Consider the following 17,667-nt stretch of genomic DNA (forward strand, 5'->3'; position numbering starts at 1 on the left):
CCAACGCTTTCATTATGCTTATTTGACTACCCTTTCTATGTGAATCGTTAAATACAGCAGCTCGTCACTGGTGAGCTTGTGTTCATACGTCCTCTCAATGCATGTTTGGATTTTCTTCGTGCATTCATACGCCCGATGGTACTTTTCTTTCACTGTCTCCAGCAAAAAGTCGTCCTGGCTTTCCATATGTGTGCCGTTAAAAAGACGCTGCGCGAAAAACTTTAAGTGGGTGACAAACCGATAATAGTGAAGTGATTCCTCGTTGAAGTCAATCTTAAAATGGTATTTTACGATTCTCAAAATCTCTTGCATGACTTTTGTAATGTTGATGATATTGGGCATCTCTTCATTCAGCTCGGCATTGACAATATGCAGCGCAATAAAGCCTGCTTCATCCTCCGGCAGAGACACGCCAGTCTTGTTTTTTACCATGGCCAACGCTTGTTTGCCGATTGCAAATTCGTCTTTGTACAGCCGTTTCGTTTCCCACAGTAAGGCATTTTTGATATCCAGCCCTTTTCGGTTGCGCTGGATGGCAAAGTTAATATGGTCGGTCAGCGACACATAGATGCTGTCATTGAGCTTTTTGCCGAGCTGTAATTTCGCATAGCTGATAATCTCTTCGGATACTTCCATACATTCGATCGGGATATCATACAAAAGGGTTTTGAACTTTTCGGATACATCTTTGTTATCGAGCGTGAACACTTTCTCAATGCGGGCTTCATCTACCGGGTCTCCCGTTTTCTTTTGAAAAGCAATGCCCCGGCCCATGATGACCAATTCCTGATTGCCTTCTTTGAGCACACTGACGACATTATTATTAATGACTTTCGCAATCTTCAATTCTGTCTCCCTCCCGCCTGACCATTTACCTGCTGCACCTTGATTGTACATTCTTTTTGAACTAGGTCAATATCTCCATGTCAATCAGAAAACGCCGTTCAGAAATCTTTGTCCAACGATGAGGCAGCGGCGCATATAATGCAGAGAACCGGTTTTTGGGAAGGAGCGTGTGTGATGAAACGGTTTTCGAAAGAAGAAAGCAGCTGGATGCTGTATGATTGGGCCAATTCAGCTTATTCGGTCATTATTATGACGGCGGTGTTCCCCTTGTTTTTTAAAGCCGCGGCAGCGGAAAACGGTGTCAGCGCGGCTGATTCTACCGCTTATTTGGGCTATACGATTGCAACCGCGACTTTTATTTTGGCGATGCTCGGCCCCGTCTTAGGTACGATTGCCGACTACAAAGGATGCAAGAAACGGTTTTTTGCCTTCTTTCTTCTGATCGGTGTGGCGGGCACAGCCGCGCTGGCTTTGATTCCCGGCGAATCTTGGATGCTGTTATTAATTTGTTATACGATTTCCACGATCGGCTTTGCCGGGTCTAATGTGTTTTATGATGCGTTTCTCGTTGATGTGGCCGCAAAGGAGCGGATGAATATGGTGTCCGCCAGGGGATTTGGACTGGGCTATATTGGCAGCACGATACCTTTTCTCCTCAGCATTGCCGTCATTCTTTCAGCACAAGCGGAGGTGATTCCGCTGTCCGCCCAGGCTGCCGGCCGCATTGCCTTTTTGATTACGGCGGCATGGTGGGGGTTGTTTTCGATCCCGCTCCTTTTCCGCGTCCGCCAGCGCTATTATATCGAGAGGGAGCCGCGGCTTGTACTCAGCAGTTTTATACGGCTGGCCGGCACGCTGAAGCAGATCAGGAAGCACCGGGCGCTGTTTTTGTTTCTGCTCGCCTATTTCTTCTACATCGACGGGGTCGGCACCATCATTACGATGTCCACGTCATACGGGGCTGACCTCGGCATCAGCGCGGCAAATCTGCTGATTGTTTTATTTGTCACACAGGTCGTCGCCGCGCCTTTTTCGATTTTGTACGGACGGCTGGCCGAACGGTTTAAAGGAAAAACGATGCTTTATGCCGGAATCGGCGTGTATATAATTGTCTGCACGTATGCTTATTTTATGGATTCCGCTTTTGATTTCTGGGTTTTGGCTATGCTTGTCGCCACTTCCCAAGGAGGTATTCAGGCGCTGAGCCGCTCTTACTTTGCCAAGCTTCTCCCCAAACAGAACGCCAATGAGTTTTTCGGCTTTTATAATATTTTCGGCAAGTTCGCTTCGATTATCGGCCCGCTTTTGATTGCCGTCACCGCCCAGCTGACCGGAAATTCGTCAGCCGCCGTGTTCAGCCTGATCATTTTGTTTGTAATCGGGATTGGCATCCTTGCGTTCGTCCCCGAGGAGACGACGTAAAAAAAGCCTGCACGCGGCAGGCTTTCTTTTTTATTTCTTGGCTTTATGGACTTTCAGTTTTTTGCCTTTGACCGTCGTATTTTTCATGATGTCAAGAACGTGCGGGCCTTTGCCGTTCAGAATTTCGACGTACGATGCGTTGTCCAGAATCGTGATAATCCCGATATCATCAGCTGAAACGCCGTCGATTTTCGCAATTGTTCCGACAAAATCGACCGCTCTGAGTTTTTTCTTTTTCCCGCCGTTAAAGTACAGCTTCATGATGTCTTTGTTTAACTGTTCGCTTTTGTCTGTTTTGACATCGGGGCGGGCGTTCAATTTTTCCGCAAAAGCCGCTTTCCGTTCCGCTGTTTCTTTCTCAGACGGCGCCTCCCGCTTCTGGATGCGGAAACCGATATATGTCTCAATGTCATTCAGAAACCGCGATTCAGACGGTGTCACAAACGTGACGGCCCGTCCGCGGTGTCCGGCGCGCCCCGTTCTGCCGGTGCGGTGCACATAGCTTTCTTTTTCAAGCGGAATATCATAATTGATGACGAGGCTGATGTTTTCAATATCAATTCCTCTGGCGGCAACATCGGTCGCAATGAGATAGCGGAACTCGCCGCGCTTGAATTCATTCATGACGTCAAAGCGGTCTTCCTGCACCATGCCGCCGTGAATTTTATCGCAAGGGTAGCCCAGCCTGTCCAGTTCATCGGTTAACTGGATGACTCTTTCTTTTGTCCGGCAGAATATGATGCAGCTGTCCGGGTTTTCGGTGATCAGGACATCACGCAGCAAAGATGTTTTGTCCTCTTCTTCTGTTCTGGTGACAAAATGCTCAATGTCTTTTGTCGTCAGGCCTTCCGCTTTTACTTCAATCAATTCAGGGTCTTTCATATATGTGCGGCTCAGCTTCTCGACGTCATCCGGCAGCGTCGCTGAAAACAGCATGGTGACTCTGTTTTTCGGCAGATGCTGAATGATGGCTTCCACCTGTTCAATAAATCCCATATTCAGCATTTCATCCGCTTCGTCAATCACCACATACGCCAGCCGTTCAAGCGGCAGCGTCCCTTTCTCTATATGATCAAGCACACGCCCCGGCGTTCCGGCAACGACGTGGCTTTTTTGCTTCAGTTCGGTTTTCTGTTTGTCAAAAGAAGCTTTTCCGAAAACCGCCGTGGCTTTTATCCGTTTGAAACGGCCGATATTCGTGATATCTTCTTTAATCTGCGCCGCAAGCTCGCGGGTCGGCGTTAAAATCAGCGCCTGCGGTTTGTTTTCCTCCCATTCCGCAAGCTCACAGATCGGAATGCCGAAAGCCGCGGTTTTGCCGCTGCCCGTCTGCGATTTGACGACGAGGTCTTTTTTTTGCAGCGCGGCGGGGATGACGCGCCGCTGCACTTCAGTCGGCTCGGTGTATTGCAATCCTTTCAGCGCCCGTTGGATATCGGGGCTGATCGCGTATTCATTAAACTCATTCATGACTAAACTCCTTCTCTGTCCGGCTCCCCTCATTATACGCGAAACGCCGCTGCTTTACCCTGACGTTTTGCCGGAACATTCGGGGACTGCTTTTTCTTCATGTCAAGCACGACCCATTTGGCGCAATAAAAGCTCATGCTTCCTTCCCCGTCATCGACATAGTAGCGGATCGATTCCCAGCCGCCGTCGACCGGGCTGATATCCAGATGGATGTCGGTGATGCTTTCAAGATCATCCAGCCGGGCAGCCCTCACACCCTCAAAACGCAGCACGGCATCATACTGCCCATCAGTCAGCTTCAGCTCAAACACCGGGATTTTATCATAATACTCGTTATACCCGGTAGAGAACGTAAACTCCGTCAATTCAAAACAACCCGGCGAATCCGGCCGAAGCATAACTGCTTTCTCATGTTTGTGCCACTCCATTTTGTGCCTCCTTTTTTTCAGCTGAATTGGCATGTCTGACTCAAATGAATTTTCTTTACAAGCCCCCATGAATTTCTTTATATGTCTGCATCAAATCTTTTAATTCTTCAATCGTATGCAGATACGAATCAGGCGAATCTTTCAGATCAAACCCGCTCAAATACACGAGCATCTCCCAAACGTTTTCATCCTCAACCGCCGGATCATCTGCACTCACATACTCAGACGCCCAATCCGACACTTCTCCCCTCGTCGATTGACCGTTCAGGATCAGATCAGCCTTCTTCAGACATTCTGCTATTGTTGGTTCTTTCACGTCAGAAGCCTGCCTTTCTTGTTTAAAATGCTGACCAACAGCCCTCTCACCCGTTCATGCCGCCCGATTTCCCGGCTGAGCTCCGGATAATCCGTTAAAGCATTTTCCAGATGCGCATATTGAGGATACAGCTCAAAAAAGGATTTATATAAGGCTTTACGCTGGCGCTTAGGCATTTGTTTATTCGCCAAAACAAAATCTAAGCTGCCGCAGACAAGCGCGAAATACTCATAAAAATCCCCCGCGCAGGCAACCCCCTCAAAGTCTTCTTCGAATCTCCCTGTATCTGAAGGCAGCGGACCCTCTAATTCTTTTTTGTATAATTTCAGGTTTCGGATGACGTCAGCATTTAAAGAATATCTGTTGGATCTTAACATCTCAGAATCACTCGAATATCACCTGATTCATCGATGATCGTAAACGAAAGCCCGTCATTCTGATGCCGTCCGAGATACAGATGCCCGCAGTTATCAAAATGACAAAAACATCCTTTTACTGATTCTTCGACTATCTTATTCATTTTTATTTTCATGTCATTGCCCCTTGAGTCTTGGGTGATATTTTTATCGATCGCACTCTGTAAATTGATATACAGATGGCTGTAAAAAGCCATCTGTATAGGATTGATCAAAACTTTACCAGATATAAATCGTTATCATGAAAGATAAACATGCGGTCCTGTACGGCTCTGTACGTTGTTTTTCCTTTTCTATCAATACCGTGTATCATGACGTCAGCCTCTGATAACCCTTTGCTCTCTTCATGAAATGCAAATAGGTTATCCTCGTGATTCTGTATCAGCAGCACCCTATTTTTCGAAACGGACATCTGGTCACAATAGGAGTATTGATCGCCGTCCAGCACATATTCTGCAACAGTACGAATTCTGTCCCGTCCAATCTGATAATGCCCGATGATACAGCAATCCTCTCCCTCGAAACATACATACAAATCAGATTTGATCGATTGTACGGCATAGCATTCATGCATCATTTCTTTAAAATCGTCTTCAAAATAAAACGTTCTGTCTTCTGCATGAAAAGCAAATATCGCTTTTCCTTGAGGATTTCTCTCATCATACATACCCTCGTCCGTTAATCCGATCCATAGTAATCCATCCTCACCCAGAAGAAATACATTAGCGCTTAATAGAAAAGAACAAATAGGATTGATTTTATTACTGTTTACGCAGTATGCAGCCAATTGACACGTATGATTTTCCAGGTAAACGATCACGATTGTGTTATCATACGAATCAACCAGATAGAAATGGGCATCTTCAGAAAATCCGTGTAACTCTTTTTTGATTAAAAGAGAGCTGTCTTTCATAACCTCCAATATTACTTTGTGATCGTGCACCGACACAATAAATACTTGATCATCCCGGCCCGCATTGAAATAAATGATGTGCTCTCTTTTATATGACCCAACCCGCTCCGCGATAAGTTCTAACATCAGCAACACTCCATAGATTAAGAATCAGGAATTTATATTAAATTAATCAATGATATATAAATTTGCTGCATCGTATTCAAACCAAATGATTTTTTCATTATTTTCAGTAGTTACATCAACCTTTTGAGTGTTCAGGTTCATGTAGGACTTATTTTTGGCAGGGTTTGCTATTATAACAACAAAATCATTGATCGATGATAAAAAATATAATTCATCTAATAAGTGATCTGCCATCAATTGTTCTTTGGTTAGGGCACATTCAATATGAATGAACTTTTTCGATACAGTATTCATATTTATCATTTTCTTTTCAACCTTCTTCTTCCACTCTTCAATAAAAGAAGGAAATGCCATTACTTCTATTAGAGCTGTTTCGAACTCTAAGTCATTCATTAATTGAGAAAAAGTATCTTTACTCACTAGATCACATGAATAAATCGAATTGTATTTAAGCGGATTAATCACACCCAGATTCCCTATAGCCCTCAATGATTCTTTTTGTATATTTAAAGGAGTGTTCATGTTTACCTCCGTAAACGGTTTCGTTATGTAAGAAAAGAGAGGCTGGGGACCTCTCTTATTTGTTTATTTATGATTTCGAATGATACGCATAAAATGATTGATCATCAAAGCGAACTGTTTCAGCTTCTATAGCAATCAGCATTCTGTTCATGTCAATGAGAAAATTAGCATTTGATTGATACTCCGGAATTACAGCATTTGATAGATTACCGATTCCTTCCGGGTGGTAACTCATCTCAAATACTTTCCAATTGTATTCTTCCGGATCTATTTTTTCTAATCTCATATCACCAATATCTGCACTAAAATAAACAGATGCTGCATTTTGAAAAAGAATGTTATGCGTACATTCGGCTTTATTTTCAACGACCTGAATCTTAAGTGAAAGCTCTTTTTTAAACACATGAAAGTCAAAATGAAGGACAGCGCACCCTCCGTCTATATAATCTACCCATTCATTAATTGTCTTGTACATCGTTTATCTCCCTAATAAAGTTTTGGAGTCTTTGAGATCTGATTTTAAAGTCTTCACGAAAATTTCTAGCTTTTCTTCATTACAGTTCAATTTATAGAAGGTTATATTTGAATGATTTTCCATAAATCTAATGATAAATCTGTAATGTTCGTTTTCTTTATCAATACTTAGTATAAAAAATGGTTCAATTGTTTCTAAACGTATCCTGTCTTGATTGCCTGCTGATAATGCTTCAATATCTGATATCAGCATTTTATATTCACTTTCTAATAAAACGGCAGAGTAATCGCGGGCGATTGCTTTATTATGTTCCAACAGTTCAAACGTTGTTGAGATAAATGGATCATCCTTCGCCTCATGATACCTTCTCGGTGTTATTTCAAGTTCCAGACAACCGTCTCCGATTTTGGCCATGCTGTCTCCTCGTTCTCTACTTAATAGCTTTAATTTAGTAGTAAATGATTTGAATGACGCTCTGGAATTCAAGCTAAGTTTAAATCGATTGTCACCTTTTACTTTCTCAGTTCTAATCACCTACCCACTTATTATCTATAATTTTTTTTAAAAAGCCTGTTAACCAAAAGATGATCAACAGGCTCATCTTTTTTTATTTAATGCCATCATTTGATAATGTTTATAATATTTTCCTTATGTCTAGATCCTATTCTGATTGTCTCGGAATCTGTTATTTCTATATGATAAAGAACATAATGCAGTAAATCTTTAATAATTGTTTTCTCTGCTAAAGGGGCTCCATTTAATATATCTTTTAACTCAACATCTTTTTCCAATAAGATTATATTTTCATGCGCAACTATTGTATTTTTGTACTCTTCTGCTGAGGTTTTCATAAAAGAGATTTTTTTATTAAACAAAGTATTTGTTTTTAAGCTCGCTGAGAATATACAAGTATCACTATCTTTATTTGAAACAGAGTAAGAATACATTGCGTATTGTTTATTTTCCATATTTTTTAATATAACAAATATTAAATCCTCTATTGTTTTATACTCTTTTTCAACCGAATCATAGTCATTGAGAGTTGATATTTCATAAAAATAGTACATTTAATTCTCTCCTTCTATCTTTTATACACTGTAAACCGTATGAGATAGAATAAGTTCCTTCGTCGTATTGGTAGCCTGTTAGCGGTAGCGCTTGTCTTTTACTTCGTCTCAGCGATATGTTATTCCCACGTGTTCCGTGTGTAGTTTGGTTTTTATCATATAAGATAAGAGAGGTTGGTAACCTCTCTAAATCTCTTCTCTAAAAATAACTAAAAGAAGCCATAAATTACTCTTTTAATATTTTTATTATATCTGTAGCTTCTAAAAACAATTGATTTATCTTATCTTGGATTTCTTTTGCTATTTCCTCTTCACTTTCTAAATCTGTTAAATATCCCACTTTCCCCGAAAACAACCTTCTTTCACAAATCCATATGTCTAAATGGTCTATACAATAGCCGTCTTCATTATCATGAAAGTCATTACCATCCAAATAAGCTATAGAAAAAAATATTAATGAGTTATAACTATTCTCAAAACAATCTGAGGGCTGTACTTCGTTTCCTAATTCTTTTTCATCTCCGACTCTTCCAAAAGCAGCTTCAATTTTCAATCCCATTTTTCTAAACTTTTCTTGATTGTTTTCTATTTTTGTTTAATGTGATTCGTTCAAATTGTTTTTCTATTTGTAAGATCTCTTTCTGTGCAATAGAATTCAGGTTGATTTTTTTCATATTATGTCTCGTTCAGCATTCAAAACATTTACTACTGTCAGTATCTGTACAGTAAGTATCCTTTAACATTAATTGCAAGAATGTAAGGAATCAGTCTTTTACAATTCATTCTTTATGATTTCTTCCATTGACATTCCTGCAAAATATTTATAGAGAATAGATTCTACAGATGAATGTCCAAATATACCTAATGGGTTAGGGATGTCCTTGCCTGTTTTCTCATCTGCCTCTGCTAATTCATCTTCTGATGCAAATGAATCGCCTTCACTTATGAGATATTTACCGTCTTCATATAAAACAAATTTTAATTGAGAATGACTGTTTTTCTCTATTATCTCTTGAGGCATCTTGGATATTACTTTCCAATCTCCTTGCAGAAAACCTGTGTGCCCGGTATTAGCCGCAAATATTTTCTTATTTTCTTCTTTCATTAGACGAACGGTTTCTTCTCTGCTAAGTGTATTTTCAGTGAAAATATTATAATACTGAATAAGAATGTCATCGTCTTTATTTTTTGATAGATCACCTTCAATGACCCAAGCATAAGTATACTTCCCGATCTTATCCAAAGGTATTTGAATAACAGCTCCCGGTGTTACTTTAGCTATTGGTTTCACTTTCCTGGTCGTTGGCTTTATTTCTACTATTCGCTTATCAACTAACTCTGTGAAAGAAGAATCTCCATTTGTATTCATTACGGTAACTAAAGTTGCTAAGAATTCTTCTAATATCGGTTCTCTGCCCATCTCTCTCTTATATCGTTCACAAAATTTTTCTACAGCATCAAAACATATATCTAAGCCTTCATCACTAAGTAAAACTTTCTTGTTTTTATATTCTTCTTCCCAATATCCCAATAGAACGGCCTTCTTTCTTTTATACCGCTTCTTAAGATTATATATCCTCGGACTTTATTAGATATATTAGTAGTATTTAAATTTTTAATAGTATTCCTTTAGCTTACCAGTTCTCGAAGAATCCCATGGAAGGTATCAGAAACTACTTAACAGAAAAAGGTTGTTGTTAATATCAATCCCTGCACATTTATCTTTATATGATGCTACATGTGTAAAACTGATACTTTCTGCAGTATTCTCATCCATTATTATTTGTTTTGTATAGCTTTGCATATTATTTGTCTTCAGAGCTATCTCAATATTATAAGAATCCTCATCACGAATGAAAAAATAACTAGATGTTTCGGATATTACGCATGAAGCACACTCTATTTCAATCTCAATTCGTTCCAATGTTTCTCCAAGAAAGTTTAATTTTTGCAAGTAATTTTCACTCATTGATCTGTAATACAAATAGATTGCATCTTTATCTACAAATGTAGAATAGTACTGGTCAACAATATATGGATTAACGTCACGAGCACATAATTCATATAGTCCATTTTTAAAAACGAATTTATTAATTCCTTTCGTGCTTAATTCGGAATCAACGCAAGAAAATATGCCCGCTTCATCATATCCGACCCATAGATTCTTATTTTGATCTATTATCATTGAATTAACGTATCTTCCAGCATAAAAAGATTGGTAGAAACCTTTAAGTGGACTCCACAAATATATGTTGGGATCAACATTTCGAACTCCGTCCTCGTACTCTTTATCTATTAAAAGTAAAAAAGTATCGCTAACTTTTTGCACGTTTATAACTTGTTCATTTGTTTGTATGCTAAAGCTATTCAGGAATTGTCCATTCGTATTACAATACAGATCAATTTGATTAATATATTTGTTGCCATAATCAATTTCTTTTTTTGTTAGGACAATTATTTCTGATTCAGTCAACGTTAGCAGAACTGAGTCTTCCTCATTTACTTTTACATTCAAATCTCTAAATTTTAATTCATCCATGGATGACATCCTCTCCTGTATCTGAAAAGGAAGACAGATAGAATCTGTCTCTCCTTTTATAAATTTCAATAAGGATAGCTTGTTACAACATACCTTCCGGACTTAACAACCTTTACAGTATAAGTATGCCGACCATTCGTTTTTCTTCCTATAGGCTTTTTAAACTTTTTATAATGTACTGTCCTACCATCTTTCTGAGTGTATGCAGGTTTAGTTCTAGCTGTTGCCTTTGTTGTTCTTCTAAGAGTTTTAGCACTTCTAAACTTGCTTTTCGGTTGGCCATTTGGCATTCGGGCTTTTGACTTAGGTCCATGATCTTTTTTGATATGTTTCCAATTGAAGTTTTTACCAGATTTTGCAAACCTGTAAACCCTTTTAGCACCCTTAAATAACTTCCCAGGACCAAAGTTCGAAGCCGCAGCCCAGGCTGCACCTCTCCATCCTTTACCTGATTTATATGCTTTATATCCATCATAAGCCGCAAAGCCGGCGTTAATGGCTAGCCACACCCAATGCCCGTCAGGATCGACGTTCATCACCGGGTTGTTGTTTCCGTATGCATATCCATTCTGATCTAAAGAATCGCCGTCACTGCCCGGGTCTGGGTCTAGTGATAAGAATACGCCGTTTCTTGGCTCGTAGTAGCGGGCCATGAGATAGTACAGGCCGGTTTCTTCGTCGTATTGGTAGCCTGCGTAGCGGTAGCGGTTGTCTTTTACTTCGTCGCTCGCTTCGGTTTTTGTCGGATTTCCCCATGCATCGTATTGATATTTGGCAACGGTTTTTCCGGTGCTGTCTGTGATGGCGATGACGTCGCCGTGTGCGTTGTAGTGATAGAAATATTTCTTGCCGTTCTTTGTATAGGATAACAGCTGGCCGCTGTCACCGTACGTGTATGATTTTGTGACGTTGTTGTCTGCGTCTGTTTCATACAGGACATTCAAGCTGTCTCCGTCGTAGAAGTAGTTTGTGACGTTTCCGTTGACGGTTTTTTGGATTCTGTTTCCTTTTTCATCATATTTGTATGTTGCGAACGGCTTGTCTTCGCCTTTTTTCGTTACGGCTGTCAGGTTGTCTTCCGCGTCCCACGTATATGTGAATTTGCCGTCGGATGTGCGGTTGCCGTTTTTATCATAGGACAGGTCTTCGTCATTCACCTTCGTCAGCTGATTCATGATGTTGAAGGATGCGTTGACTGATTTGCTTGCGCCGTCCTTTGTGGTAGTAACATTTGTCCGGTTGCCGAAGCCGTCGTACGTATATTGAATGACGGTGCCGTCTTCATGAGTTTCTTTGACGAGCTGGTTGAGCTTGCCGTATTCGTACTGCACCTTTCCGCCCGCTGAGCTGTCGATGACCGTGCGGTTGCCGTTGGCGTCGTATTCATAGCTTTCCCGGAAGATGCTGCCGCCGTTTTTCGCTCCGATATGAAGAGAGCTGACAAGATTCCGCTCATCATATGAGAAGCTCGTGCCGACTTCATTTCCGCTGATGAATGTCTGGACATTGCCGTTTTCATCATAATCAAATGTATAGGCTGAAGTGCCGTCTTTCATTTCAATCATTTGATCAAGTTTGTTGTACGTAAAGCTGTTTGTTCCTTTTTGGCCGCCGTGGCTCCATGAGAAAGTTTTCAGCTTATCCGAATCAGCCGGATACGTCCAGCTTTGGCTGCCGCCGCGGTCGGTTAATTCGGTCAGGCGGTTTTTGTTGTCAAAGGTGCGTTTTTTCGTTGTATTTTGTTCTTTGTTCGTGACCGACGTTTCATTGCCGTTTTTGTCATAGGTAAAGTTGTATTTTTCAGTGCCGTTATACGCTTTTGACTTAACCCGGTCGGTGCCGTCATAGGTCAGCGACACTTCATTGCCGTTGGCGGAAACGGTTTTCGTCAAGTTGCTGTTGGCGTCATATTCACTCTTCAGTACATTGCCAAGCGGGTCGGTTGTTTTGACGAGCTTGCCCATGACGTCATATTCATATTGATAGGTCTGGTCCGCGCCGGCCCGAATCGTTTTTGTCAGCTCATTTCCTTCCTTGTCATAGCTGTGAAGGATGGATGTGCCGTTTGACAGGGTCAGCTTTGTCAGCTGGTCGGCCTGATCGTATTCGTAGGCGGTTGTTTCGCCTTTCGCGTCGGTTTCAGACATTTTCTTTCCAGTCTCGTCATATGAAGCAGTGCTTGCATACCCTAGTTCGTCTTCTTCTTTTGTGACGTAGTTTCCTTTTTCGTCATAGGTGTTTTTCGTCAGGATGCTTCCTTCGATTAAACGGATATCATCAAACCACGCCGTTCCTGTGGCGCTTTTTTGGAACAGAATGCTGAGTTCGATTTTATTGATCGGCTTTGTTTTCGGAATGACTGCCGCCGCCCGGTTCCATTCCTGTGTCCCCTGCGGGAATTTGGCGGTGTATACGCCCGTCGTGCCGTCCGCATAAGTGACGTCAGCCTGAAGAGCGTAATCATTGTCGTTCGTTAATTTTACGCCGTCAGCCTTGGACATCCCCGTCAGCGTGATATATACCGGCTTATCGTCCGCGCTTTGGCCTAGCGTAACGGTTTGTTTTGCGGCCGCATTGGCTTGTGATGCATTTGTGCGGGACGCTTTTAATGAGCTGTCATCATCGAAGCCTTCATCAAGGTCAGCGGCGGCTCCGCTTGTGCTCCAGCCATCTGTTTTGGCCGTGAAACTGCTGTTTTGCACCGGGTTATAGCTTGAAGAGACTTCGCCTTTTTCCAGCTGAACCTGATCAAACCACGCTTTTCCTTTACCGTCCTTGTCGTTATGATCCACTTCCATATAGACGATGGCTTTTCCTGCATTGGCCGGTGTTGTAAAGGTGATCTGCCGTTTCGTCCAGTCATTCTTTCCGGCTAATGCGCCTGATTCATTGTGAATCCATTGAATGCGTTTTTGGTCTTTGTCACGCAGATCAATGTTGAAATACGCTCTTGCCTTTGTCAGATCCGTTTTGATCTGGCCGCTGAGTGTATACGTCGTATTCGGCTCTAGCTGCACTTCCTGCGTTGCGGACGCATGGCCGTGCTCTGTTCCGGCTGAAGCGGATTGTGACGAGATCTCCAATGCTTTTTGTCCGGACAGCGCGCCGCTTCTTGCTTTTACAGACGCGATGCTTCCGCTGTCTCTCGTAACAGTGAGATTCCAGCCCAGCTTTGTTCCTTCAAAGCTGCCGTCTTTCAGCAGGCTCGCCGAAGCTGCCAGCTCTTTGCTTGATTGAATGAGATTTCCGTACTTGTCATACACGGCGGCGGATGAGGATTTTCCGCTTTGATCCGTTTCAGAAACGGCATCAAGTCCGTCGTACGCAATATCAGTGATGTTCCCCTCGGTATCCTTCATTTTCGTTACGTCATTGTTTTTGTTGTACTGATACGTTTCGGTGCCGTAGTTGTCTTTTACGGCTGTGACGTTGCCGTCTTTATCATATTGATAGCTTTCTGTCGCTTTGCCCGCATCTGCGTCGTTCGGATCGGTGTCCTGAATGACGTTGTTGCCTTCGTATACAGTGTTGGTCGTGATTTTCAGCCCTTCGGCATCATCGATCATCTGAATCGGGTTGCCCGCCTCATTATAGCCGTACTGCACTTTGCGGCCGTTCGGCTGCGTCATGAGCAGCGTTTTTTTGTCCGCGTCATAGCTGTAGTCGTACGTTTCTTTTTTCGCATTGACGGCTTTGGTCAGACGGTGGCCGCTGTATTGGTATTCAGTGAACAGCGGTTTATCACCCGTGCTGTTTGCGGAATACTGCTTGACGAGGCGCCCTTCGGCATCATAGTCGTAGCTTGTGACGCTGCCGTCAGTATCCGTCACCTTTTTGAGAAGGTCTTTGTCATATGAATATGAAATCTTTTTGTTTTTCGGCCCTGTAAGAGATGTGACATGGCCGTTTTCATCATAGGTAAATGTCAGCTTGCGCCCTGATGCGTCTGTTATGGCGGTCAGCTGATTGCTGTCGTTATATTCGTATACGGTTGTGTTGTTGTGTCCGTCAACGATTTTTTGGAGCTTGCCGCCTTTTTTGCTGAAATAAGCGTTCGTCTGATCTTTTGTTTTTAATACAAATTGATCGCTTGTTTCCGTCAGTTCGAGATAAACGCCCGTCGGCGGCTGATACGTGCCGTCAGATTTTTTCGTGAAGACATGTGTTGTCGCGTCCTCATCAATATAAACGGCTCTGCCGTCTTCAGAAAGGATCGACGTTTCCGCATCGGCATACCAGCCTTGGCCGAACATATGGTCAGAGCTGTCAAGGCTGTTGAATGTCCGGGAGAGCCCGAGCCCCGGCCCGCGTCCGTCGATTGACATATCTTCCTCATTGACGATGACATTTCCCGTCGCGCCGTTCAGCTGTCCGTCCGGAATGTCGATAATAGACCAGAATTCTTCCGTTCCGAGGAATTCCGCCCCTTCATGGAAAACAGGGTTAAAAGGTGCCGTCGGTAGGCTGTCACCGTTTGCGTCATAGGCGGTCAGCGTGAAGGAATAGTTCTTCTTCCCTTTGTAATTGCCGTTTGCGTTATCGTAAACAGGTGAAGGGTCAAGCGCCAGTTCGCCGCCCTTTCCGTCCGTGTGAAGCTGGAATCTTCCCGCTTTCACTTCATCAGCTGACGGCCAGATGCGTTTGTTTTGGGTCGTCCAATGATCGGTATCCCCGACATCGAATGATTGATAGTCTTTTCCGTTGTAAATGTTGATTTTGTAGCCTTTGGCGTTTTTGACCTTATCCCATATGAGATTGACATAACCCGTTTGGCTCGATTTCGTGTTCGTATAGACATAGCCTGTCAGGTTTTTCGGCTTTGCGATATCAGGCAGCGCCGGACTCGCTTCCGGTGAGGCGATCGCTTCTCCGTCTTTGTTATAAGCAATGACTTTAAATCCGTAGGTTTTCCGGTTCGCATCTCCTCCGGCGTTTTTATAAACGGGGCCCGGGTTGATCGGCAATTCCGCGCCTTTTTTGTCTTTCAGGTGAAGCGCATATTTTCCGGCGCTGATTTCCGCCTTTGTCGGCCAGATGTTTTGATCTTTTGTGGACCAGGATGTTTTATTTCCGAGGTCAAGCGTTTCAAAGCCTTTGCCGTTAAAGACTTGCATTTTATACCCGGCTGCGCCTGATACGGCTTTCCAGGAAAGATCAAACCAGCCTGTGGCGTTGTTGTTATTAAAGCCTTTCGTGCTCGGTTTCTGAACTCTTCCAATATTCGGAATGACGGGCTTGGCGGCCGCAGACATGGCGCCTTCTCCCTGGTCAAACACCGCGCTGACCGCGACCCAGTAATTTTTACTTGCCGGATAGCTGCCGCCGGCGTTTTTATAGACCGGCGAAGGATTAAGCGCTAATTCACTTCCGCCTTTTCCGTCTGTATGCAGCTTATATTTGCCGGAGTCGATTTCCGCTTTTGTCGGCCAGATGTTTTTTCCTTTTGTGCTCCAAGAGGTTGCATTGCCGACCGGAATGGCCTGATATTCTTTCCCGTTATAAAGCCAGACTTTATAGCTTTTGGCGCCTTCAGCTTTTTTCCAGCTGATATTGAAAAATCCTGTCGAATCTCCGTTATGATACGCTTTGACAGACGGCGTGTCCGCCTTCGGAATTGTGTATGTCACTTCAATGTATGGTTTTTTAGCAGAGTTTGCTGATGACATCAGCTTCTTCCAATATTCTTTTCCGTTGCCGTTTGCGTGAAGCTTAAAGCCGTAATTGGCGCCGCCGCTGTTCCACGACTTGACTGCGGAGGTGACATCGAAGCTTGCCCATTGGCCTTTATAGACCTCGGCTTTGCCGATGTTTTTGGAGCCCGGCTTGTTCTTCCACGTAATCTTGGCATTGTCGTAATTGCTGTTAACGGTGTCGAGCCAAAGCCCCGTCGCTTTTGATCCGTAATAGGAGTGGGCTGTGTACGCTTTGAGCGTCGCTTTCGTCACCGTCATGTTTTTGATCGGCTTTAGATTATCAAACTTCATAAAAGCGTAGTTCGTTCCGGTTGTGCCGTCATAATATCCAGTTTTCAGCACGTACGCTTTCAATCCGGCATCCCATTTCTGCGATGCGGCAGAGTAGTTTGTCGTCGGGTACGCGCTCATGACAAAGGTATCGGATGACACAGATACTGATGTTGAAGGGTCAATAGATACCGGATAAACCCGCTTGGGATCTTTCAGCCATTTTTCATCGGCCGTTACATGAAGCAAGTAGCCTTCGCTGTTTCTTTCAAGCTTAAAGCTGACATCTTCTGACCTGTTGACTTCACCTGACTTTTCGTCGAGATCTGAGTCGGTCATAAAGGGCTTCGGCACGGTGTAGACGACATTGTCTTTATCATCAGAAAACGCGATCGAGCCGTCTTCCTGTTCTTTAGCCTGAAGATCGGTTTTGATTTGAAAGGTGAAGGAATTGTAGCCTTCATATTTATGAAGCACAAGGTCTTCTTTTATGTTTTCGTTAAATGTGTAGGTTTGTAAATCAATTGCAGGAAACACTTGCTGATACGTAAGCTCGTTGCTGTCTTCCCTTACTTTTGCTGAGGCATCTGTCGGAGTGATTGCAGCCTGATCGGGGCCTTTTGCGCCGGTTAATGAGTATGTGAGCTTATGATCATCGTGTTCAAATGTAGCGTATAATCCGTTTTTCATTTGCTTCAGAAAATCGGAATTCAGCACTGTATTCTCCGTTCCGACTTCCTTTGAGCCGGTTTTCAATTCAGGAGAAACGTCTTCCCAGTCCGCATTGGCGGTTTCTTTCGTATGAATGGGGTCTGTGTAGATTTCCTGTTTGTACACACCCTCGCCTTCATAGTAAAGCTTTGAATTCTCAGTTCTTTCAGACGTGATCTCACCGTCTTGATTGATATCTTTTTGATCAAAAGGCATCTGCTCAGTTGCTTTTTCCGCCGGAAGATCTTTTTCCGGGTCTGCGGCCGGAATGGCGGCGGTTTTCGCTTGATCTTGTTTTTCACGCGTTTCTGCCGCAAATACATCGGCAGGCGCAATGGAAATCATCAGCGTTGCCGCAAGAGTGCCGGCCAGCCATTTTTTCCACTTGTTCTTTTTTCCTATTTTCATAGGTTCTCCTCCTTCTTTTGTAATATAGGCTTAACAATAGTAATA

16 protein-coding genes are annotated in these 17,667 nt (G+C 43.0%); 1 reads left to right on the forward strand and 15 read right to left on the reverse strand.

Going from position 1 to position 17,667, the window contains the following annotated elements; all coding sequences use genetic code 11:
* Positions 1-18: 18 nt before the first annotated feature.
* Positions 19-846 (reverse strand): BglG family transcription antiterminator LicT, encoded by an 828-nt coding sequence (gene licT, locus GNE05_RS19890; RefSeq protein WP_160183128.1) that lies wholly within the window; start codon positions 844-846, stop codon positions 19-21.
* 171 nt (positions 847-1,017) lie between these two features.
* Between licT and GNE05_RS19895 the strand changes: the two genes are divergently transcribed.
* Complete coding sequence (locus GNE05_RS19895; protein ID WP_160183129.1) at positions 1,018-2,268, forward strand: MFS transporter; 1,251 nt, start codon at positions 1,018-1,020, stop codon at positions 2,266-2,268.
* 30 nt (positions 2,269-2,298) lie between these two features.
* Here GNE05_RS19895 and GNE05_RS19900 read toward each other — a convergent pair whose 3' ends face one another.
* From GNE05_RS19900 to GNE05_RS19955, 14 genes are all read right to left on the reverse strand, one after another.
* Positions 2,299-3,738 (reverse strand): DEAD/DEAH box helicase, encoded by a 1,440-nt coding sequence (locus GNE05_RS19900; protein WP_160183130.1) that lies wholly within the window; start codon positions 3,736-3,738, stop codon positions 2,299-2,301.
* 32 nt (positions 3,739-3,770) lie between these two features.
* Positions 3,771-4,166 carry a hypothetical protein gene (locus GNE05_RS19905; RefSeq protein ID WP_022553987.1) on the reverse strand — a complete coding sequence of 132 codons (396 nt, stop codon included), beginning with the start codon at positions 4,164-4,166 and terminating at the stop codon, positions 3,771-3,773.
* Between the two features lie 55 nt (positions 4,167-4,221).
* Positions 4,222-4,482 carry a DNA-binding protein gene (locus GNE05_RS19910; RefSeq protein WP_160183131.1) on the reverse strand — a complete coding sequence of 87 codons (261 nt, stop codon included), beginning with the start codon at positions 4,480-4,482 and terminating at the stop codon, positions 4,222-4,224.
* Positions 4,479-4,859: a YxiJ family protein gene (locus GNE05_RS19915; protein WP_160183132.1), complete on the reverse strand. Its 381-nt coding sequence runs from the start codon at positions 4,857-4,859 to the stop codon at positions 4,479-4,481. The genes GNE05_RS19910 and GNE05_RS19915 overlap by 4 nt, the downstream gene beginning before the upstream one ends.
* On the reverse strand, positions 4,853-5,014 hold the full coding sequence (locus tag GNE05_RS21080) for a hypothetical protein (RefSeq protein WP_172869695.1): 162 nt from the start codon (positions 5,012-5,014) through the stop codon (positions 4,853-4,855). Before GNE05_RS21080 ends, GNE05_RS19915 begins: the two co-directional genes overlap by 7 nt.
* Before the next feature lie 95 nt (positions 5,015-5,109).
* On the reverse strand, positions 5,110-5,937 hold the full coding sequence (locus GNE05_RS19920) for a hypothetical protein (RefSeq protein WP_160183133.1): 828 nt from the start codon (positions 5,935-5,937) through the stop codon (positions 5,110-5,112).
* Between the two features lie 42 nt (positions 5,938-5,979).
* Positions 5,980-6,459 carry a hypothetical protein gene (locus GNE05_RS19925; RefSeq protein ID WP_160183134.1) on the reverse strand — a complete coding sequence of 160 codons (480 nt, stop codon included), beginning with the start codon at positions 6,457-6,459 and terminating at the stop codon, positions 5,980-5,982.
* Between the two features lie 67 nt (positions 6,460-6,526).
* Positions 6,527-6,934, reverse strand: a complete 408-nt coding sequence (locus tag GNE05_RS19930) for a YxiG family protein (RefSeq protein ID WP_160183135.1) — start codon at positions 6,932-6,934, stop codon at positions 6,527-6,529.
* A gap of 3 nt (positions 6,935-6,937) precedes the next feature.
* The gene (locus GNE05_RS19935) at positions 6,938-7,348 is read right to left on the reverse strand and encodes a WapI family immunity protein (protein ID WP_160183136.1); all 411 of its coding nucleotides are present in this window, start codon (positions 7,346-7,348) and stop codon (positions 6,938-6,940) included.
* 206 nt (positions 7,349-7,554) lie between these two features.
* Positions 7,555-8,001, reverse strand: coding sequence for a hypothetical protein (locus GNE05_RS19940; RefSeq protein ID WP_160183137.1), 447 nt, complete (start codon positions 7,999-8,001; stop codon positions 7,555-7,557).
* 226 nt (positions 8,002-8,227) lie between these two features.
* Entirely contained in the window at positions 8,228-8,560 is a 333-nt protein-coding gene (locus GNE05_RS21085; RefSeq protein ID WP_201741800.1) for a hypothetical protein, read from the reverse strand.
* 213 nt (positions 8,561-8,773) lie between these two features.
* Positions 8,774-9,532, reverse strand: coding sequence for an Imm26 family immunity protein (locus tag GNE05_RS19945; RefSeq protein ID WP_160183138.1), 759 nt, complete (start codon positions 9,530-9,532; stop codon positions 8,774-8,776).
* Positions 9,533-9,667: 135 nt separating this feature from the next.
* Entirely contained in the window at positions 9,668-10,540 is an 873-nt protein-coding gene (locus GNE05_RS19950) for a hypothetical protein (protein WP_099567206.1), read from the reverse strand.
* A 65-nt stretch (positions 10,541-10,605) separates the two neighbouring features.
* Positions 10,606-17,622 carry a DNRLRE domain-containing protein gene (locus GNE05_RS19955; RefSeq protein WP_160183139.1) on the reverse strand — a complete coding sequence of 2,339 codons (7,017 nt, stop codon included), beginning with the start codon at positions 17,620-17,622 and terminating at the stop codon, positions 10,606-10,608.
* Positions 17,623-17,667: the final 45 nt, after the last annotated feature.

This window comes from Bacillus sp. AM1(2019), assembly GCF_009906915.1.
Classification (GTDB): domain Bacteria; phylum Bacillota; class Bacilli; order Bacillales; family Bacillaceae; genus Bacillus; species Bacillus velezensis.